Raw genomic sequence first — 19,827 nt, forward strand, 5'->3', positions numbered from 1 at the left:
TACCCCTCTCCCGTCCCGACTTCGGGCCAGCGGTGTGGCACGCGGGGGCGGAAACCTGTTGCTGATGCGGTATCAGTGGCCAGAGGTCGCGGGAGGGGAGGGCCGGCGGAGGGTCAGCGGAGGGTGGCGAGCCAGTCGAGCAGGTGCTGGTTGACCACATCGGGCGCCTCTTCGGGCAGGAAGTGGCCCGCGTTCGGCACGAGGTGTCGGTCGAAGCGGCCGGTCACATAGGCCGCCGAGCCTCCGGCCGTGTCGGCCAGGACCGCCCCGTCGTGCTCACCGTGCAGCTGCAGCACCGGCAGGCTGATCGGCGTCTTCATCCGGGCGGCGAACTTCCAGCCGTCGGGCCGCACCTGGCTGCGCACCACCCAGCGGTAGTACTCCGCCGCCGAGTGCGCCACGAACGGCAGCGCCATGGCGTCGGAGTAGATCCGGGCCTCCTCGGGCGAGGGCCAGATCCCCTCGGGTGAGGCCCACTCCCGCAGCAGCCGCTGGACGTACCCGCCGTGCACGGTCATCTGCCGCTCCGGGACGAACGGTCGTTGCAGCCCGCCGAGGTAGGCGTTGGCCTTGAGCTGACGCGGGTTCGCGAACGACGCCTTCCGGAACACCAGCGGGTGGGGCATCGACAGCGAGGCGATGGCCCGGGTCACGGTGGGCTGCAGCGTCGGCATGCTCCACGCGATCCAGCCACCCCAGCCGTGGCCGACGACCGCCGCGCGCGATCCCCCGAGCGAACGCAGCACGGACGCGACGTCGGTCGCCGAGGTGCGGGTGTCGTACCCGCGCGGCGGCTTGTCGGACGCGCCGTACCCGCGCAGGTCCATCGCGCACGCGCGGTAGCCCGCCTCAGCCAAGGCTGCCATCTGGTGCCGCCAGGCCCACCAGAACTGCGGGAAACCGTGCAGGAGCAAGACGATCGGGCCCTCACCCTGCTCGGCGACGTGGAAGCGCGCGCCGTTGGCGGCGACGAAGCGGTGCTCCCACGGGCCCTCGATGAGGGCCATCGAGGCGTCGAGACTCATGGCTGGGTATGCCGTTCGGCTGGGTGTCGGTGGATGGGTCCCGGGTCGCGCTGGCCGGGTGAGGGCACGGGTCCTGGTGAGGGCCCGGTCCGGGTCAGGACGCTGACTTGACGGCGGTGACGGTGTCCTGCGCGTTCTTGATGGTGCGCTCCGGCTTGCCCTTGATCTTCTTCATGCTGTTCCGTCCGACGAGAGCAAGGATCGCGGCGACGAGGAACAGCAGCCCGGTGGTGATCAGGTAGCCCGCCCACTCGGGGAGCCAGATGTCGATCACGGCGACGATGGTGTGGAACAGGAAGATCAGCCCGAGCAAGGCGACGAAGGCGGCCGCCGCGAACATCCCGGCTCCTGCCCCGGCCCGCTTGGCGTCGGCGGCGATCTCGGCCTTGGCCAGGGCGATCTCGCTACGGACGATGGTCGAGACGTCGTGGGTGGCATCGGCCACGAGCTGTCCGATGGTCCGTTCGGTGCCGTCGCTGTTCAGCTGGTTGGGAGCCATGCGCCTCACCTTCGCTTCCTCGTGTCCGGTCTGCCGGCTTCCCAACCCTAACGGCGTCGTTGGTCGTCCACACCCGTGACCTCGTCGGATGCTGCGTCGGGGGCCGCGGAGAGCGCTGCACCAGGCAGGGCAGCCGGTGCCGCACCCGGTGCCGCGACGGACGTCTCGAAGCAATCGGGGATGCCGTTGCCGTCGTCGTCGCGCGACTCCAGCTCCCAGAGCCTCCGATAGACCCGGTTGCGGGCGCGCAGCACCACGGTGGCCAGGACCGCGGAGGCAAGCGAGCCGACCAGGACGGCCAGCTTGACGTGCTCGTCGCGCGGGCTGCCGGCGCCGAAGGCGAGCTCCCCCACGAGGAGCGAGACCGTGAACCCGATGCCGGCCAGCAACGACAGGCCCACGACGTCCCACCACGCGAGGTCCTCGTCGAGCTCGGCCCGGGTGAACCGCGCGAAGACCCAGGTGCCGCCGAACACCCCGACCAGCTTGCCGAGCACCAGGGCCAGGACCACAGCGAGCGCGGCCTCGTCGGCCACGCTGTCGCCGAACCCGCCGCCCACCACTCGCACCCCCGCCGCGAAGAACGCGAACACCGGCACCGCCACCCCGGCTGACAGCGGTCGCAGCCGGTGCTCGAACCGTTGCGCCACATCGACGTCGGCGGCCAGTGGGCTCACGGCGGGCACCCGTGACACCCGGGACGCCCGTGGCCGCGGCTTCACCGGCACGACCAGCCCCAACAGCACGCCGGCCACCGTGGCGTGGATGCCCGACGCGTGCACCAGCCCCCACGTGACGGCGGCGAGGGGCAGCAGCAGCCACCAGTGCGCCACCCGCCGCTGCACCAGCGCCGCGAACAGCGCGAGCGGCACCAGCGCGAGCACGAACAGGGGGAGGTCGAGGCTCTGCGTGTAGAAGACCGCGATGATCGTGATCGCGACCAGGTCGTCGACGACCGCCAGCGTCAACAGGAAGCTGCGCAGCGCCGACGGCAGGTGGGTGCCGATCACCGCCAGCACGGCCAGCGCGAAGGCGATGTCGGTCGCCGTCGGGATCGCCCACCCGCGCAACGCATCACCCTCCGCGCCCAGGAAGGTGACCGTCACGGCATACCCGAGGGCAGGGAGGGCGACGCCGCACAGGGCGGCGGCCACGGGAAGAGCGGCCTTGGCCGGGGTGCGCAGCTCGCCGACCAGGAACTCGCGCTTGAGCTCGAGACCGGCAACGAAGAAGAAGAGGGCCAGCAGGCCGTCGGCCGCCCACTGCCCGAGGGTCAGGTCGAGGTGCAGCGCAAGGGGGCCGAGCGTGGTGTCGCGCAAGCCCGCGTATGCCGCGTGCCACGGTGAGTTCGCCCAGGCCAGGGCGGCGACGGCCGCCACGAGCAGCAAGGCGCCCCCGACCGTCTCGGTGCGCAGTGCCCCGGCGACGTGCTGCGCCTCCTGCCACGTGGTGCGGGCGAAGAGGCGGGGCCGCAAGGGGTTGAGGCTCATGGGTTCCTCGGGGGTCGGCAGCGGGCACAGACGTCCGCGGACGCCGCCGACCAGACTTCCCGGCTCACCTGCGGTCCATCCTAGTCGTGGGCGACGGTGGGGGCTGTGGTGCGCGCCTTGGCGCGGAGCTCCTCGAACATCGCGGCGAGGGCCTGGTCGTCGGCCTGGCTCGCACTCACCACGCCGTCGAGGGTGAGGGTCTTGTTGAAGGCCAGCCCGGGACCGTCGACCACCGTCATCTTGACCCGCTCGAGGGTCTGGCGCAGCGCCGACTTGGCGTAGCTCGCCCCGTGCCAGCCGTAGCCGACGCACCCGACGGGCAGTCCCTCCCACTCGGCGTAGAGGTAGTCGATGGCGTTCTTGAGGGCCGCGTTGTAGCCGCGGTTGTACTCGGGCATGACCAGCACCAGCGCGTCGGTCGCCAGCATGGCCGCGGACCACTGGCGGGTGTGCTCGTGGGCGTAGTGGCCGTCCGCGGGCTGGCCGGGCTCGTCGAGGAAGGGCAGTCCGCGCTCGCGCAGGTCGTGGACCCTGACCTCGAGGTCGGCAGGCACCGCGTCGAGCACCCACTGCGCCACCCGGTGGCCGATCCGGTGCGGACGGGTGCTGGCGATGATGACGGACACGCGTGGGGCAGCCATGGCGGAAGCCTAGGCCGGGACCGGGATGCCGTCGGGGTGCGCCCGGTCAGCGGTCTCGGCTAGCGCTGTGTCAGCCGGCGGTGAGGCGCTCGACCCACTCGGCGGGCCACGGCGCGCTGGTGGCCCGACCCGGACCGCTGCGGTCGAGGTGCACGGTGACATAGCGACCGCGCGCGGCCCGGACCCGCGGGGCGTGCTCGAACTCCTCGCCCCAGACCTCGAACCCGAAGGTCATCGACGAGGTGCCGAGCTCGACCACCGAGACCGTCGTCGTCACCTCCTGGCCGAAGTAGAGCGGCGCCTCGAAGTCGGCCTCGTAGCGAACGCGCGGGGCGACGGGGAAGTAGCCGTCCATGCCGTGTGCCCGGGCGAGCGCGGCCTCGGCGGCCTCGACCAGCCGGATCACGGTGCTGTTGTGGTAGATCCCGGCGGCGTCGGTGTCCACCCACTCGATCCGCGACCGCAGCGTCTGGGTCGCGAGGACGGTGGGTGCGCCCCGGTCGTTCCCGTCGTTCCCGTCGGTCCCGTCGGCCCCGCGTGACGGGGTCACGCGGACACGGGGGCGGGGGTCGGCGCCGCGGCCTCGGCCGCGCCGGGACGCCAGCGCAGGTGCACCTCGTCCTCGGTGCCCTCGCGCAGCAGTGCCAGCCGCGGCGGGATCTTGTCGGTGCGCGACGTGGGGGGTCGGCGCCGGCCGGCCTTCCAGGGGTCCGGCCATTGCGCCGCCGGTCCGGAGTAGTCCTGCTCGGCGGCGGCGTGCAGGGTCCACATCGGGTCGTAGAGGTGGGTCCGGCCGAGGGCGCACAGGTCGGCCCGCCCTGCGAGCAGGATCGAGTTGACGTCGTCGTGCGAGGAGATCGCGCCGACCGCGATGACCGCCACCCCGGCGGGGCGGGCGACCTCGTGACGGATCCGGTCGGCGAACGGGGTCTGGTAGGACCGCCCGAAGGCCGGCTTCTCCTCCTTGGTGACCTGTCCGGTCGAGACGTCGATGGCCGCGGCGCCATGGGCGATGAAGGCCCGCGCGATCTCGACACCGTCGTGCTCGGTGTTGCCGTCCGGCATCCAGTCGGTCGCCGAGATGCGCACGGTGACGGGCACGTGGTCGGGGACCGTGTCAGTCACGGCGTCGAACACCTCGAGGGGGAAGCGGAGCCGGTTCTCCAGGGAGCCGCCGTACTCATCAGTGCGGACGTTGGAGATCGGCGACAGGAAGGAGGACAGCAGGTAGCCGTGCGCGGCGTGCACCTCGACGAGGTCGAACCCCGCCTCGACACCACGTCGGGCCGCGGCGCGGAAGTCGGCGACGACCTGGTCCATGTCGGCGCGGGTCATCTCCCGGGGCAGGTGGCAGTCCTCGCCGTAAGGGAGGGCCGACGGTCCGACGACCTCCCAGTTGCCTTCGGGCAGCGGCTCGTCCATGCCCTCCCACATCAGCTTGGTCGAGCCCTTCCGGCCGGAGTGCCCCAGCTGGAGCCCGATCCTCGCGGTGCTGCGCTCGTGCACGAACGTCACGACCCGCGCCCAGGCGTCGCGCTGCTCGTCGGTCCACAGCCCCGGGCACCCGAGGGTGATCCGGCCCTCGGGTGACACGCAGGTCATCTCCGACATCACCAGGCCGGCCCCGCCGAGGGCCTTGGACCCCAGGTGCACGAGGTGGAACTCACCCGGCAGCCCGTCGACGGCGGAGTACATGTCCATCGGGGAGAGGACGACGCGGTTCTTCAGCTCCAGGGGACCGATCCGCACCGGCTGGAACATCGCCGGGGCCAGCTCGTCGGGCTCGACGGCTGCGGCGCTCGCGCCCGAGCCTTCCGCACCGGCCGCACCGGCCGCACCGGCACCGCGCGCGAACGCGCCCTGGATGCGGGCGGCGAACTCGGTGTCACGGTGCTTGAGGTTCTCGAAGGTGATCCGGCGTGAGCGGGTGAGCAGGTTGAAGACGAACTCGTCGGGGTCCTGGTCGGCGTACATGCCGATGTTCTCGAACCACTCGAGGCTGGCCTGGGCCGCGCGCTGGGTCGACTCGACGACCGGCTTGCGCTCTTCCTGATATGCAGCAAGGGCTTTCGGCACGGACTGGTGCTCGTGCAGGCAGGCGGCCAGGGCCAGCGCGTCCTCCATCGCCAGCTTGGTGCCCGACCCGATGGAGAAGTGCGCGGTGTGGGCAGCGTCGCCGATGAGGACGACGTTGTCGTGGTGCCAGCTGGCATTGCGCACCGTCGTGAAGCTCAGCCACTTGGAGTTGTTGGTGAGGATCCGGTGCCCACCGAGGTCGTCCGCGAAGATCTCCGCGACCCGCTCGACGGCATACTCGTCCGACACCCCGGGAGGGAACACCTCGTCCTCGGTGCGGTCGAAGCCGGCCCGCCGCCAGACGTCCTCGTGCATCTCCACGATGAAGGTGGATCCCTTGTCGGAGTAGGGGTAGCCGTGGATCTGCATGGTCCCGAACTCGGTGTTGCGCACGATGAACTGAAAGGCCTCGAAGATCAGGTCGGTGCCGAACCAGATGTACTTGTTGTGGCGCGGGTCGAGGCTCGGCCCGAACGCGTCGGCGTACTGCCCCCGCACCTGGGAGTTGAGGCCGTCGGCGGCGACCACGAGGTCGTGCGACGCGCGCAGCTCGTCAGCGCCGGGCGCCACCGTCCGGTAGTGGACCTGCACCCCGAGCTCGGCGACCCGAGCCTGCAGGATGCGCAGCAGCTCCTTGCGACTCATCGCCGCGAAGCCCTGGCCACCGATCGTCGACGACCGGCCGTCGATCGCCACGTCGATGTCGGTCCAGCGGGCGAACTGGCTCTCCATCGCCCGGTAGATGGTGGTGTCGGCGCTCTCGATGCCGCCGAGGGTCTCGTCGGAGAAGACCACCCCGAAGCCGAACGTGTCGTCCGGGGCGTTGCGCTCCCAGACGGTCACCTCGTGGCTCGCGTCGAGCTGCTTCATCAGGGCGGCGAGGTAGAGGCCGCCGGGGCCTCCGCCCACGATCGCGATCCTCATGGGGTCGACTCCTCTGCGGGGTGGGGCTGGGTCAGGTCGCGGAGCTTGAAGTGCTGGAGCTTGCCGCTGGTGTTGCGTGGCAGCTGGTCGACGAAGCGGACCCGCCGGGGGTACTTGTAGGGCGCCAGCGTCGCCTTCACGTGGTCCTGGATCTCGCGGGCCTTGGCGGCGTCGCCGACCACGCCCTCGCGCAGCACGACGAACGCGCTGACGATGGAACCGCGCTCGGGATCGGGCTCACCCACGACGCCGGCCTCGACCACGTCGGGGTGGCCGTCGATGGCGGCCTCCACCTCCGGGGCCCCGATGTTGTAGCCGGACGACACGATCATGCTGTCGGTGCGGGCCCGGTAGAAGAAGTAGCCGTCCTCGTCCTGCACGAAGGTGTCGCCGGTGACGTTCCAGCCGTCGACGACGTAGGCGTGCTGCCGGTCGTCGTCGAGGTAGCGGCACCCGACCGGCCCGATCACCGCGAGCCGGCCCTCCGTGCCGGGGGCCACCGGCTGGTCGTCGGGGCCGAGGATCGCGGCGCGGTAGCCGGGAACGGGTTTGCCGGTGCTCCCCGGGCGGATGTCCTCGCCCGCGGCCGAGATGAAGATGTGCAGCATCTCGGTGGCGCCGATGCCGTCGACGATGGCCAGCCCGAGCTCGGAGCGGATGGTCTCCCACACCTCCTGCGGGATGTGCTCGCCGGCGCTGACGGCGATGCGGAGTCCCTTGAGCCTGGGGAGGTGGCCGGCCTTGATGATCTGCTTGTAGGCCGTCGGGGCCGTCGCGAGGACCGTCACCCCGTGCTCCTCCACGACCTCGGCGAGCTGGGCCGGCGTGGCCTGCTCGGTCACCAGCGCGCAGGCGCCGGCGCGGAGGGTGAAGACCACGAGCATGCCCAGCCCGAACGTGAAGGCGAACGGAGCGGTGCAGGCCACGACGTCGTCCTCGGTGAGCCGCAGCGTGTGGCGGCCGAAGGTGTTGTCGATCGACAGGATGTCGCGGTGGAAGTGCGTCGTGATCTTGGGGACGCCGGTGCTGCCCGAAGTTGGACCGAACAGGGCGACGTCGTCGGCGGCGGTGTCGACGGCGGCGTAGTTGAGTGTGGCAGCGTCGCCGGACTTCGTGGCGCAGCGAGCGGCCAGCAGGTCGTTCGGCCCTCCGTCGCCATACGGCACGACGACGAGGTCGGGCGCCACGGTGTCGCGGACCTCGATGGCGTCGACGACCGAGCGGAGGTCGACGAGGGCGATCGACGGTTTCGTCTTCACGACGATGGGGCCGAGCTCGCGGGCGCGCAGGGCCGACATGGTGGTGACGACGACACCGCCGGCCTTCAGGATGCCGAGCCAGGCGGCCACGGTCCACGGGTTGTTGGGCGAGCGGAGCAGCACGCGGTTGCCCGGGACGAGGCCGAGGTCCTCGGTCAGGACGGCGGCAATCTGGTTGACCCGGAGCAGCAGGTCGCCGTAGGTCCAGACCGTGCCGTCCGGGGTGCGCAGGGCGGGCCGGTCGGCACCGTGCCGCGCGATGGTCGCATCGAGCAGCTCGACCGCCGCGTTGAGCCGCGGTGGGTACTGCAGCTCGGGGGTCGTGAACTCCAACGTCGGCCAGTCGCCTGCCGGTGGCAGGTGGTCACGCGCGAACGTGTCGGTGTAGCCGCTCGGGGAGAGCGCGGCGGGCGAGCTCGACATCACTGACCTCCGGTGGTGGCGCGGATCATGCCTTCCTGGACGACGGTCGCGAGGTGCTCGCCGTCGGGGGTGAAGAAGCGGCCGAGGCCGACACCGCGACCGGAGTCGGCGGCCACGGCCTCCTGTGCGTAGAGCAACCAGCCGTCGAGGGCCCCGGGTGCCGGCTCGCGGTGGAACCACATGGCGTGGTCGAGGCTCGCGGTGACGAGCCCGGGCTGGGCCCAGGGCAGGTCGAGGACGCGCAACACCGGCTCGAGGATCGTGTAGTCGCAGACGTACGCCAGGACGGCGAGGTCGCGCTGGGCGTCGGTGAGCCCCTCGACCGGCCGTAGCGCGTCAAATGGCTTGACCCACAAGGCCTGCTGAGGCGTGCGGCCGCCGTCGACCTCGAGGTAGACCGGGCCGGGCAGGTGCCGCATGTCGAAGCTGCGCCCGCCGGACCAGTACTCCTTCGACTCCGCTGTCATCGTCGAGTTGCCGCCCGGCTCCCGGTCGAGCAGGTATGCCGCGGAGCTGGGCAGCGCGTCCGGTGCGGCGACGTCGGCAGGCGCCGACGCGGCATACCGTCCCCCGGGCTCGCCGGCGGCGAAGCTGGCGAGACAGGTGTACGCGGCCTTGCCGTTCTGGAAGGCGCGAACCTGGCGGGTGGCGTAGCTGCGGCCGTCGCGCAGCACCTCGACCTCGTAGGTGACCGGCGCGCCGATGTCGACGGGGCGCATGAAGTAGCTGTGCATCGAGTGCATGGTCTTGCCGTCGGTGACCGTGAGCATCGCTGCCGCGGCGGCCTGCGCGACCATGTCGCCGCCATAGGCCTTGGGCCACGGACAGGGTTGCGTCGTCGCGGTGAACGCGACGTCGAAGTGCTGCGCCGCAACGGTGTTGAGCTCCAGCGCTCTGGTGACGATCTCCGAGGTCGGCGCCTGCGTCTCGCCCGGGGTGCTCGTCACGGGCGGTCCGCCCAGTGGCGCAGCTCGTCGTCAGAGACTTGGGGGAGGTTGACGACGATGTTCTCCGGCGTGCGGGTCGTCATCCAGGTGAGCGGGTTGTTGCGGTCGAGGTTGCACTCGACGTGCGGCATGAACGGCGGCACGAAGACCCAGTCGCCCTCGGTCAGGTCGAGGTAGTCCTCGAACCGCTCGCCGAAGTAGATGCGGGCCCGACCCGAGAGGACGTAGCCGCCGGTCTCGGCCTCGCCGTGGTGGTGCGGTGCCGAACGGTAGCCGGCCTCGTTGCTGACCTTGCCGAACCACAACCGCGTCGCCGGGGTGTGCTGGATGCTCACGCCCGAGATCCGGCTGGCGCCCTCCGACTGGCCGGTGTCGCCGACCTCGAGCCCACCCCGGGTGACGACCGGGACGACGAGGCCGCTGGCGTCGGCGTACATCGAGTTGTCACCCTCGAGCTGGTACTTGCTGAAGTCAGGTTCCACGGGTGGCTCTCCTTCGTCGGTCGCGGGCAGGTGCGGTCGGGCAGGTGCGGTCGGGCAGGTGCGGTCAGGTGGCGGTCAGGCGGGGTTTGGTCAGGCGGATCGTGTTGCGTAGCAGGCCGATCCCCTCGATCTCGGTCTCGAGGACGTCGCCGTCGGCGAGAAACCGCTTCGGGTCGCGGGCGACGCCCACACCACCGGGCGTGCCCGTGAGGACCAGGTCGCCGGGGCGCAGGACCGTGAAGGTCGAGATGTAGGCCAGGAGGTCGGCGGAGTCGAAGACCAGGGTGGCGGTGCTGTCGCGCTGCACCTGCTCGCCGTTGACGCGGCAGGTGATGGTCAGGCCCTGCGTGGGGTCGACCGCGTCGGGGGTGACGACCACGGGGCCGGTCGGGGTCGAGTCGTCCCAGGCCTTGCCCTGGAACCACTGCAACGTGCGGTACTGCCAGTCGCGCACGGACACGTCGTTGGCCACGGTGTAGCCGGCGATGGCGGCTGCGGCCGTCGTGCGGTCGGCGTCACGGATCGTCGCCCCGACCACGACGGCCAGCTCGGCCTCCCAGTCGACGTCGGTGCCGGCGGGGAGGCAGACGTCGTCGACCGGCCCGACGAGGCTGTCGGCGTACTTGACGAACAGCGTGGGGTGGCTCGGCAGGTCGCGTCCGGTCTCGAGGATGTGCTCGCGGTAGTTGAGCCCGCAGCAGATCACCTTGGCGGGCTGGGGGAGCGGGGCCACCGGCTCGGCACCGGACAGCAGCTTGCCCAGCGGGGTGTCCGGGCCGAGGGTGCCTCCCGCGGCGAGGTGGGCGGACAGGTCGGTGGCCGGGAGGGCCCGCCAGCCGTCGGCGGTGCGGGCCGCGGCGTGCGTGGTCCCCTCGTGGGCGACGGTGCCGAACTGCATATAGCGAGATTTTCACGATCGTCGCCAAACGTCAATAGATGGGCTAGGCTCGAAGCACGCCCAGCCCGATCCGCGCCGGCCACACCTTGGAGGTTCGATGTCCCAGCCGCTGACCCCCGTGCCCGTCAACCCCGCGTCCCTGGCCGCGCCGAGCGGCTACTCGCACGGCACGCTGAGTGGCAACACGCTCTACCTCGGCGGGCAGACCGCCCTCGACGCGCAGATGCAGATCGTGCCGGGCGGCATCGTCGAGCAGTTCCGGCAGGCGTTCTCCAACGTCCTCGCCACCCTGGCCGAGGCCGGCGGCGTCCCCGAGGACCTCGTGAGCATCACGATCTACCTCACCGACATCCCCGACTACCAGGCCCACGGGCGCGAGATCGGCCGCGCCTGGCGCGAGCTGGCCGGCCCCGTCTACCCCGCGATGGCCGGCATCGGCACGACGGCCCTCTGGCAGCCCGAGGCCCTGATCGAGATCGTCGGCGTCGCAGTCATCCCGGACGAGCGGCTCCGGCCTCAGCGGTGACGAAGTCGTGGGCCGGGCCCGCGAGCAGCCGGTGCAGGGCGAAGAACGTCTCGGCCGCCCTCGTCCCGGACCACGAGTCCGGGAGCAGGTCGGCCGGCAGGCCGGGGTCGAGGTAGGGCAGCCGCCGCCACGCGGTGAGCGCCCGGATGTAGTCGGCGAACGCCTGCGGCCCGGGCTCGACCGTGTCGTGCGCAGCCCACTCCGTGCGCGCCGGCTCGTGGGCGTCGAGGAAGTCCGTGTAGAGCTGCCCCAACGCATCGAGGTCCCACCACTGGGCGACCTTATCGGCGGGGTCGCCGAAGGCGACGTACTCGGCGCGGAACAGGTCGACGTACAGGTCGAGCCCGTTGGCGACGAGCACCTCCCGCGCGTCGTCGGCGAGGTGGCCGGGAGCGATCCACACGCCGGAGGACACCGTGCCGAAGCCGAGCCAGGCCAGCCGGGCTCGCAGGGCGTGCCGCTTCTGGCGCTCGGACTCGGGCACCGAGAACACGACGACGACCCAGTCGCGCGACTGCGGCTCGGGGCGGGCGAAGATGCGGCGGTCACCGACCTCGAGCACGTGGCGGGCGTACTCCGACAGGGCGTAGCCGGCCATGCCGCCGCGGCGCTCGGAATCGACGATGCCGCGCCGCTTGAGCCTCGACAGCGACGAGCGCACGGCCTGGTCGTCGACCCCGGCCGCGGCCATCAGCCGGATCAGGGCGCTCACGCTGATCCAGCCGCCGAACTCGCGGACGTAGAGCCCGAGCAGGGTGACGATCAGCGCGCGCGGTGGCAGTGGCCCCCGCTCCGTGCCACCGTCGAGCTCGGTCGTCGTCACGAACGCAATGTATCCGTCAGCCGGTCGAGACTTGTCCTTGACGCCGACCAGTCCTAAAGTTCCGTTTCACAGAACTTGAAATCCGTATCGTGGAAGATTGAGGTCGAGTGATGTCCGCACCGAGCCCCGGATACTCCATCACCGTGCGCGCCGACGCGCCTGCCGCGATCGACACCACTGGGGTCCTCGCTGCCGCGGTCGCTGCGGCGGGAGGGGCGCTCACCGCCCTCGACGTCGTGGAGTCGCACGGCGACAAGCTGGTCGTGGACGTGACCTGCAACGCCTCCGACGCCGACCACGCCGACCGGATCACCGCGGAGATCGCGGCAGTCCCCGGGGTCACGGTCCGCAAGGTCAGCGACCGCACCTTCCTGCTGCACCTCGGCGGCAAGCTCGAGGTCGTGCCCAAGGTGCCGCTGAAGCACCGCGACGACCTGTCCCGCGCCTACACCCCCGGGGTGGCTCGCGTCTGCCTCGCCATCGCGGAGAACCCCGAGGACGCGCGCCGCCTCACCATCAAGCGCAACACCGTCGCCGTCGTGACGGATGGCTCGGCGGTCCTCGGCCTCGGCAACATCGGCCCCGCCGCAGCCCTCCCGGTGATGGAGGGCAAGGCTGCGCTCTTCAAGCAGTTCGCCGGAGTCGATGCCTGGCCGGTCTGCCTCGACACCCAGGATGTCGAGGAGATCATCCTGATCGTCAAGGCGCTCGCCCCGGTCTACGGTGGCGTGAACCTCGAGGACATCTCCGCGCCCCGCTGCTTCGAGATCGAGCGGCGCCTGCGTGATGAGCTCGACATCCCCGTCTTCCACGACGACCAGCACGGCACCGCCATCGTCACCCTCGCGGCACTGCGCAACGCGCTGCGCGTCGTCGACAAGAAGCTGGAGGACGTGCGGATCGTGGTCTCCGGGGTGGGTGCCGCCGGACACGCCATCATCCGGCTGCTCGACGCCCAGGGGGCCACCGACATCATCGGCTGCGACCGCCGCGGTGCCCTGGACCCGGAAGCGGACCACGCCGACGAGTTCCGGGGCTGGATCGCCCGCAACACCAACCCTTCCCGCACGACGGGGACGCTCAAGGAGGTGCTGCGCGGGGCCGACGTCTTCATCGGCGTCTCGGCACCGAACCTCCTCGATGGCGACGACATCGCGGGCATGGCCGAGAAGGCCATCGTCTTCGCCATGGCCAACCCCGACCCCGAGGTCGACCCCGTCGCGGCGAGCCACCACGCCGCCGTGGTCGCCACGGGCCGGTCCGACTACGCCAACCAGATCAACAACGTGCTGGCCTTCCCGGGGTTCTTCCGGGGCCTGCTCGACGCCGGCGCGCGGGACATCACCGACGAGATGATGATCGCCGCAGCGTCGGCCATCGCCGACTGCGTCCACCCCGACGAGCTCAATGCCAGCTACATCGTGCCGAGCGTCTTCGACGCCAACGTCGCACCAGCCGTGGCTGCTGCGGTGCGACACGCAGCCGGAGGGCGGCACGCCGACCCGGCCGCCCGGCATACCGGCTCCGCCGCCAGCAGTGAGGCGTCGACCCGATGACCGTGGACCTGGCCGCGCTGGGCAGCGCCCTCGACGAGCGCCTGCGGGATGCGGATGCCGAGCTGACCGCGCGGTTCCCCGGCGAGCGGCCGGTGCGCCAGCCCGTCCACACCGTCTACGTGCCGGCCGACCGCTACGACGCCGAGCTGGTGGGCCGGTGGCAGAAGGAGGCGGTCGCTGCCCTGGACGAGCACGGTGGGGGCGCCGAGGGCGTCGCGGAGGCCTTCGGGCTGCCCGATGGCCTCGCGGCGGACCTGCTCGAGCGGGTGCGCGCAAAGCTCGACCGCGAAGCCGTCGAGGACCTGCGGATCGACTTCGAGGACGGCTACGGCGCGCGGTCCGACGACGAGGAGGATGCAGCCGTGGACGCCGCGGCCGCGGCTCTCCTGCACGCCGTCGACACCGGGAACGCGACTGCCTTCAACGGCATCCGCTTCAAGAGCTTCGAGGCGCCGACCCGGCGGCGGGGGCTGCGCACGTTCGCCCGGTTCGTCGAGGCCGTGACCCGCGACGGTGCGCTGCCGGAGGGGTTCGTGGTGACCTTCCCCAAGGTCACGTCCGTCGACCAGGTCGAGGCGATGGTCGTCGCCTGCGAGCAGGTCGAGCAGGGCGTCGGGCTGTCGCCCGGGGCGATCCGGTTCGAGATCCAGGTCGAGACCCCGCAGGCGATCGGGGGGCCCGACGGCACCGCGCTGGTGGCCCGCATGGTGCACGCCTCGGCGGGCCGCTGCACCTCCCTGCACTACGGCACCTACGACTACTCCGCCTCCTGCGGCATCGCCGCGGCCTACCAGTCGATGGAGCACCCCGCCGCTGACCACGCCAAGGCGGTCATGCAGGTCGCCGCGGCCGGCACCGGGGTGCACCTGTCCGACGGCTCCACCAACGTGCTGCCGGTCGGCGACCACGACCAGGTGGTGGCGGCCTGGCGGCTGCACGGACGCCTCGTGCGACGCTCGCTCGAGCGCGGCTACTACCAGGGCTGGGACCTGCATCCAGCCCAGCTGCCGAGCCGGTTCCTCGCGACCTACGCCTTCTACCGCGAAGGCCTGCCCGTGGCCGGCCAACGGCTGAAGAACTATGTGGGACAAGTGGATTCGGGGGTCATGGACGAGCCCGCCACGGCCCGTGCCCTGTCCGACTTCGTCGTCCGCGCGCTCGACTGCGGCGCCACCGACGAGCAGGAGGTGCAGGCCCTGACCGGTCTGGACCGTGCTGCCATCGACCGCTTGGCCCACCGCTCGCCCGCCTGACCGCCCCGTCCGCCTGACCGCCCCGTCCGCCGCGGCGGCGCTGACTGCGCCTCGCTGACTGCGCCTCGCTGACCTCCGCGGGCGACGCGGGTAGGTTGGCCGCATGCGCGTGCGGGTGGAGTTCACGACCGAGCCGTTCCACGGCGAGGACGACCAGCTGCCCTCCCACGTCACCGCGTCCGCCGACGCGCTCCGGTATGCCGGGTTGTCACCCGACCTGGGACCGCTCGGCACGTCGGTCGAGGGCGAGGCCGAAGTGGTCGTCGACGCAGTGGCCGTGGCGCTCAAGGAGGCGCTGTCCCACGGCGCGACCCGGGTGACCCTCACCCTCGGTGACGTGGACGCGGTCACCGCCAGTGCGCCTGCGGCTGGTGCCACGGACTTCACCGACGGGCTGTCGCGCCTCATCGCCGACGTGGAGCGCGAGCTCGGGGGTTCGCTGGCGACCCTGCCACGCGCCGAGAAGCAGCACGCGGTGCGGCTGCTGGAGGAGCGCGGGGCCTTCGAGATGCGCCGCAGCGCGGAGACGGTCGCGGAGGCCCTGGGCCTGACCCGCTTCACCGTCTACAACTACCTCAACCGAATCCGCGACTCCGCGGCCGAGCCCACCGGCTGACGCGGCATACCTCGGTGGTCTTTGGTGCCGCGAGAGCCCAGCTCGGGCTCCGGGCGGCCGCGAGCCCGAGAGCTGGGACCTGGGCGACCGCTCGTCGCACGCCCCTGAACTTCACCACCCTGATTTTCAACAAAGTGTTGACTCGGTCACAACGCGGCGTTTATTGTTCCATCATTCGTAAACGGGTTTCCACCATTCGGAAGACCTCCGGATCTCCTGGAAGCCACCGCGCACCCACTGCCGACCCACCCCAGGGTCGACGGGCACCGCAAGGAGCACCATGAGCTTCGTCCTCGGACCCAACCAGTACGGCAAGGCGGAGAACCGCGTCGTCCGCGTCTACCGCGACACCGCCCGCCACGAGATCCGCGACCTCAACGTGTCGACCGCCCTGCGCGGCGACTTCACCGAGGCGCACACCACCGGTGACCAGGCCAGCGTCCTGCCCACTGACACCCAGAAGAACACCGCCTTCGCGTTCGCCAAGGAGCACGGCGTCACCTCCCCGGAGGACTACGCCCTCACCCTCGGACAGCGCTTCCTCGACGTCACCCCCGCCGCGACCGCCAGCCGGATCGAGGTCGAGGAGTACGCGTGGGACCGCATCGAGGTCGGGGGCACCGGCCATGACCATGCGTTCGTGAAGCGCGGCGGCGAGGTACGCACCACGGTCGTGACCCGCGACCGCAGGGGCGACGAGCCGCGCGCCTGGGTCGTGTCCGGCGTGAAGGACCTCGTCGTCCTCAAGTCGACCGGCTCGGAGTTCAAGGGCTACCTCAGGGACGAGTACACGACGCTGAAGGAGACCGACGACCGGATCCTCGCGACGTCCCTCGTGGCGCGCTGGCGCTACGAGTCCACCGAGGGCGTCGACTGGAACAAGTCGTTCGACGACGTGCGGTCGCTCCTCCTCGAGACGTTTGCGACGACCTACAGCCGCGCGCTGCAGGAGAGCCTCTATGCGATGGGCTCGGCCGTGCTGTCCGCCCACCCCGAGGTCGCCGAGATCAAGTTCTCCGCCCCCAACAAGCACCACTTCCTGGTCGACCTGGCCCCGTTCGGGCTGGACAACCCGGGCGAGGTGTTCATCGCCGCCGACCGTCCCTACGGGCTGATCGAGGCCACTGTCCAGCGTGAGAACGGCTCGGACGCCGGCGACGCCTGGCTCACCGTGCCCGGATTCTGCTGACGCACCAACGCACCACCGCACCACCGCACCACCGCACCACCGCACCACGATCTGACCACCGCCCGCGTCGCTTCGCAGCTCCTCGCAGGGAACCCCGACCGGCCGGTCACGACGTCGAGCACGCCGTTCTCCCGCACGCCTTTCTCCTGCACCCCCTCCTGCACGCCCTCCTGCACCCCCTCCTGCACGCCCTCCTGCACCCCCTCCTCCCGGAGCCTCCCGAAAGGTGCCTGTCATGAGCGCAGCCACCGCAACACCCCAGTCCCAGCGCGCCTCCCGCCACCCGGTCGACGAGGTCCTGCCGATCCCGAAGCTCGCGATCTACGGCTTCCAGCACGTGCTGGCGTTCTACGCCGGCGCGGTCATCGTGCCGATCCTCCTGGCCAGCGCCATCGGCCTGTCGACCCAGGAGCTCATCCACCTCATCAACGCCGACCTCTTCACGTGCGGCATCGCGTCGATCATCCAGTCCATCGGGTTCTGGAAGGTCGGTGTGAAACTGCCTCTCCTGCAAGGGGTCACGTTCACCGCCGTCTCGCCGATGATCGCCATCGGCATGGCCGCGGGCGGTGGCACCGACGGCCTGCTCGTGATCTACGGGGCGGTGATCGTGGCGGGTCTGTTCACCTTCCTCGTCGCCCCCTACTTCAGCCAGCTGATCCGCTACTTCCCGCCGGTCGTGACCGGATCGGTGATCACGATCATCGGCCTGGCGCTCCTGCCGGTCGCGGCTGCAGACGCCGCCGGTGGCGCCGGCCCGACCCTCGACCCCACGAGCGGCCGCAACCTCGCCTACGCCCTGGGCACCCTCGCCCTCATCGTCGCGATCCAGCGGATCTTCAAGGGCTTCATGGCCACCGTGGCCGTCCTCATCGGCCTGGTGGTCGGCACCGTCATCGCCTGGATCCTCGGTGACGCCCACTTCGACTCGGTGTCGGGCTCGGGCTGGATCGGGGTCACCACGCCGTTCCACTTCGGCTGGCCCAGGTTCTCGGTGGCCGCGATCATCTCGATGATCGTCGTCATGCTCATCACCGCCGTCGAGACCACGGGCGACGTGTTCGCGACCGGTGAGATCGTCGAGAAGCGGATCGGCAAGGACGACATCGCCCGCGCCCTGCGCGCCGACGGCCTGGCCACCACGATCGGTGGGGTCTTCAACTCGTTCCCCTACACCTGCTTCGCCGAGAACGTCGGCCTGGTGCGACTGACCCGGGTCAAGAGCCGCTACGTCGTCGCAACCGCCGGGCTGATCATGGTCGTCATCGGCCTGATCCCCAAGGCCGGTGCCATCGTGGCCGGCATCCCGCACCCGGTGTTGGGTGGGGCCGCACTGGCGATGTTCGCGACCGTGGCCGTGGTGGGCTTCCAGACCCTGTCGCGGGTCGACTTCCACGACCACCGCAACGTCGTCATCGTCGCCACCGCGGTCGGCCTCGCGATGTACGTCACCGCGCAGCCCGACGTCGCCAAGGCGGTCCCGGACTGGGCTCAGATCATCCTCGGCTCGGGGATCACCCTCGGCTCGATCACCGCCATCGTGCTGAACTTCCTCTTCCACCACATCGGGTCCAACCGTGGTCCGGCCGTGGCCGGCGCGCCGGGCTCCCTGGTGCGCCTCAGCGAGGTCAACCAGATGTCGCGCGAGGACTTCGCCGACACGTTCGGCAGCCTCTTCCAGGGGCCGCGCTGGGTGGTCGAGCGGGCCTTCGACTCGCGGCCGTTCAGCGACACCAGCGACTTGCGGCGGGCCTTCCAGGAGGCGCTCTTCTCGGCCAACGAGGACGAGCAGCGCCAGTTGATCGACTCCTACCCCGACCTCGGCGCCGACAGCGTGGCCGAGGGTGACGAAGGGCCCGACTCCCTCCGTGACCAGTCCTCGCTCGGCCTCACCCGGCTCGACGAGAAGGGCCACGGCGAGCTGGCCGAGCTCACCTCCCAGTACCGCGACCGGTTCGGGTTCCCCCTCGTGACGTGTGTGCGCGACCGCGACTCCTTCGACCAGGTCGTGCGCACGGGCTGGGAGCGGCTCAACAACTCCCAGGCGCAGGAACACGCCTCGGCACTCGTGGAGATCGCCAAGATCGCCGGCTACCGGTTTGATGACCTCGTGGCCGACGCCAATCCGATCCACTCCGCCCGCACCCGCTTCGTGGAGGGTTGATGACCCTCGAGCGCCTCAACACGCTGCCTGCGTCGGAGCTGGAGGAGCAGCTGACCGCGTGCCTCCCGGTGCCCWGGTGGGTGGCCGCCGTCCGCGACGGTCGACCGTATGCCGCGTGGCCGGAGCTCGAAGCGACCGCCGGCGCCGCCGCCCAGCACCTCGACGACGAGGAGCTGGAGGCGGCGCTGGCCGGGCACCCGCGGATCGGTGAGCGGGCTGCGAGCCGGCACCACAACGTGGCCGCCAGTGCGCGCGAGCAGGCCGGGGTGGACCCGGCCGATGCCGTGGTGGCCAGCGCGCTCGCAGCGGGCAACGCGGCATACGAGGCACGCTTCGACCGGGTGTTCCTCATCCGGGCCGCCGGTCGATCCGCTGCCGAGATCCTCGCCGAGCTCGACCGACGGCTCGGCAACGACGACGACGCCGAGCGTGAAGAGACCGTGACCCAGCTGCGCGAGATCGCGCTGCTCCGACTCCGACAGGTGGCCTTCTGATGGGAACCCTCAGCACGCACGTCCTCGACACCAGCCTCGGCAAGCCCGCCGCCGGCATCACCGTGGTGCTGGAAACCGTTGACGCCCAGGCGATCGGCGACGGCATCACCGACGGGGACGGTCGTATCGGCACCATCGGGCCGGAGCGGCTGGAGGCCGGCGACTACCGGCTCCGGTTCGCCTCGGGTGGGTACTTCGCGGCGCGCGGCGTCGAGGCCTTCTACCCGGAGGTGGTGGTGGTCTTCACCATCGCCGACGCCGACCAGCACTACCACGTGCCAGTCCTGCTCAACCCGTTCGGCTACTCCACCTACCGAGGGTCGTAACCATGGCGACCGCCGTCACGGCCGACGAGCAATCGCTTGCGGCACAGGCGGTCTCATGGGGGGAGCGGTGGTTCGCGCGACACCGCGACGCCTCCGGATATATCTCCGCCACGCGCTGAGACGACCGCCCGTGCGGTCTTGACGCTCGGGCGGAATGACGCTTACTCTCTCACTAATCGGAAAAGCAATTCCACAATACGGAAATGAAGGAGATAT

Annotated in this window: 19 protein-coding genes; 8 read left to right on the top strand and 11 right to left on the bottom strand. The window is 70.9% G+C overall.

Going from position 1 to position 19,827, the window contains the following annotated elements; translation table 11 throughout:
- Positions 1–113 precede the first annotated feature (113 nt).
- From ACXJKD_RS18265 to ACXJKD_RS18310, 10 genes are all read right to left on the bottom strand, one after another.
- Positions 114–1,025 carry an alpha/beta fold hydrolase gene (locus tag ACXJKD_RS18265; protein WP_457256225.1) on the bottom strand — a complete coding sequence of 304 codons (912 nt, stop codon included), beginning with the start codon at positions 1,023–1,025 and terminating at the stop codon, positions 114–116.
- A 94-nt stretch (positions 1,026–1,119) separates the two neighbouring features.
- Entirely contained in the window at positions 1,120–1,524 is a 405-nt protein-coding gene (locus tag ACXJKD_RS18270) for a phage holin family protein (protein ID WP_457256226.1), read from the bottom strand.
- A 47-nt stretch (positions 1,525–1,571) separates the two neighbouring features.
- On the bottom strand, positions 1,572–3,014 hold the full coding sequence (gene nhaA, locus ACXJKD_RS18275) for a Na+/H+ antiporter NhaA (RefSeq protein WP_457256227.1): 1,443 nt from the start codon (positions 3,012–3,014) through the stop codon (positions 1,572–1,574).
- A gap of 80 nt (positions 3,015–3,094) precedes the next feature.
- Positions 3,095–3,655 (bottom strand): NADPH-dependent FMN reductase, encoded by a 561-nt coding sequence (locus ACXJKD_RS18280; RefSeq protein ID WP_457256228.1) that lies wholly within the window; start codon positions 3,653–3,655, stop codon positions 3,095–3,097.
- Positions 3,656–3,725: 70 nt separating this feature from the next.
- Positions 3,726–4,205 (bottom strand): acyl-CoA thioesterase, encoded by a 480-nt coding sequence (locus tag ACXJKD_RS18285; protein WP_457256229.1) that lies wholly within the window; start codon positions 4,203–4,205, stop codon positions 3,726–3,728.
- Complete coding sequence (locus tag ACXJKD_RS18290; RefSeq protein WP_457256231.1) at positions 4,202–6,655, bottom strand: bifunctional salicylyl-CoA 5-hydroxylase/oxidoreductase; 2,454 nt, start codon at positions 6,653–6,655, stop codon at positions 4,202–4,204. The genes ACXJKD_RS18285 and ACXJKD_RS18290 overlap by 4 nt, the downstream gene beginning before the upstream one ends.
- A complete protein-coding gene (locus ACXJKD_RS18295) occupies positions 6,652–8,337 on the bottom strand; it encodes an AMP-binding protein (RefSeq protein WP_457256233.1) in 1,686 nt (561 codons plus the stop codon). The genes ACXJKD_RS18290 and ACXJKD_RS18295 overlap by 4 nt, the downstream gene beginning before the upstream one ends.
- On the bottom strand, positions 8,337–9,284 hold the full coding sequence (locus tag ACXJKD_RS18300; protein ID WP_457256234.1) for an acyl-CoA thioesterase: 948 nt from the start codon (positions 9,282–9,284) through the stop codon (positions 8,337–8,339). Before ACXJKD_RS18300 ends, ACXJKD_RS18295 begins: the two co-directional genes overlap by 1 nt.
- Positions 9,281–9,721, bottom strand: coding sequence for a cupin domain-containing protein (locus ACXJKD_RS18305; protein WP_457256420.1), 441 nt, complete (start codon positions 9,719–9,721; stop codon positions 9,281–9,283). Before ACXJKD_RS18305 ends, ACXJKD_RS18300 begins: the two co-directional genes overlap by 4 nt.
- A 109-nt stretch (positions 9,722–9,830) precedes the next feature.
- Positions 9,831–10,664, bottom strand: a complete 834-nt coding sequence (locus tag ACXJKD_RS18310; protein ID WP_457256236.1) for a fumarylacetoacetate hydrolase family protein — start codon at positions 10,662–10,664, stop codon at positions 9,831–9,833.
- Between the two features lie 97 nt (positions 10,665–10,761).
- On the opposite strand from ACXJKD_RS18310, the gene ACXJKD_RS18315 reads away from it, so the two are divergent.
- A complete protein-coding gene (locus ACXJKD_RS18315) occupies positions 10,762–11,190 on the top strand; it encodes a RidA family protein (protein WP_457256238.1) in 429 nt (142 codons plus the stop codon).
- Here the strand turns inward: ACXJKD_RS18315 and ACXJKD_RS18320 are convergent.
- Entirely contained in the window at positions 11,156–12,013 is an 858-nt protein-coding gene (locus ACXJKD_RS18320) for a PaaX family transcriptional regulator (protein WP_457256239.1), read from the bottom strand. The two genes, ACXJKD_RS18315 and ACXJKD_RS18320, sit on opposite strands and share 35 nt — an antisense overlap.
- Before the next feature lie 110 nt (positions 12,014–12,123).
- Between ACXJKD_RS18320 and ACXJKD_RS18325 the strand changes: the two genes are divergently transcribed.
- The 7 genes from ACXJKD_RS18325 (at position 12,124) to uraH (ending at position 19,611) form a co-directional block, all read left to right on the top strand.
- Entirely contained in the window at positions 12,124–13,569 is a 1,446-nt protein-coding gene (locus tag ACXJKD_RS18325; protein WP_457256241.1) for a malic enzyme-like NAD(P)-binding protein, read from the top strand.
- On the top strand, positions 13,566–14,822 hold the full coding sequence (locus tag ACXJKD_RS18330) for a DUF6986 family protein (RefSeq protein ID WP_457256243.1): 1,257 nt from the start codon (positions 13,566–13,568) through the stop codon (positions 14,820–14,822). The genes ACXJKD_RS18325 and ACXJKD_RS18330 overlap by 4 nt, the downstream gene beginning before the upstream one ends.
- Before the next feature lie 103 nt (positions 14,823–14,925).
- A complete protein-coding gene (locus ACXJKD_RS18335; RefSeq protein WP_457256245.1) occupies positions 14,926–15,438 on the top strand; it encodes a helix-turn-helix domain-containing protein in 513 nt (170 codons plus the stop codon).
- Positions 15,439–15,718: 280 nt separating this feature from the next.
- Complete coding sequence (pucL, locus tag ACXJKD_RS18340; RefSeq protein ID WP_457256247.1) at positions 15,719–16,627, top strand: factor-independent urate hydroxylase; 909 nt, start codon at positions 15,719–15,721, stop codon at positions 16,625–16,627.
- Positions 16,628–16,862: 235 nt separating this feature from the next.
- The gene (gene uraD, locus ACXJKD_RS18345; RefSeq protein WP_457256249.1) at positions 16,863–18,791 is read left to right on the top strand and encodes a 2-oxo-4-hydroxy-4-carboxy-5-ureidoimidazoline decarboxylase; all 1,929 of its coding nucleotides are present in this window, start codon (positions 16,863–16,865) and stop codon (positions 18,789–18,791) included.
- Positions 18,791–19,285, top strand: a complete 495-nt coding sequence (gene uraD / locus ACXJKD_RS18350; protein ID WP_457256250.1) for a 2-oxo-4-hydroxy-4-carboxy-5-ureidoimidazoline decarboxylase — start codon at positions 18,791–18,793, stop codon at positions 19,283–19,285. The genes uraD (ACXJKD_RS18345) and uraD (ACXJKD_RS18350) overlap by 1 nt, the downstream gene beginning before the upstream one ends.
- On the top strand, positions 19,285–19,611 hold the full coding sequence (gene uraH / locus ACXJKD_RS18355; RefSeq protein WP_457256251.1) for a hydroxyisourate hydrolase: 327 nt from the start codon (positions 19,285–19,287) through the stop codon (positions 19,609–19,611). Before uraD (ACXJKD_RS18350) ends, uraH begins: the two co-directional genes overlap by 1 nt.
- Positions 19,612–19,827: the final 216 nt, after the last annotated feature.

It is taken from the genome of Pedococcus sp. P5_B7 (genome assembly GCF_054049895.1).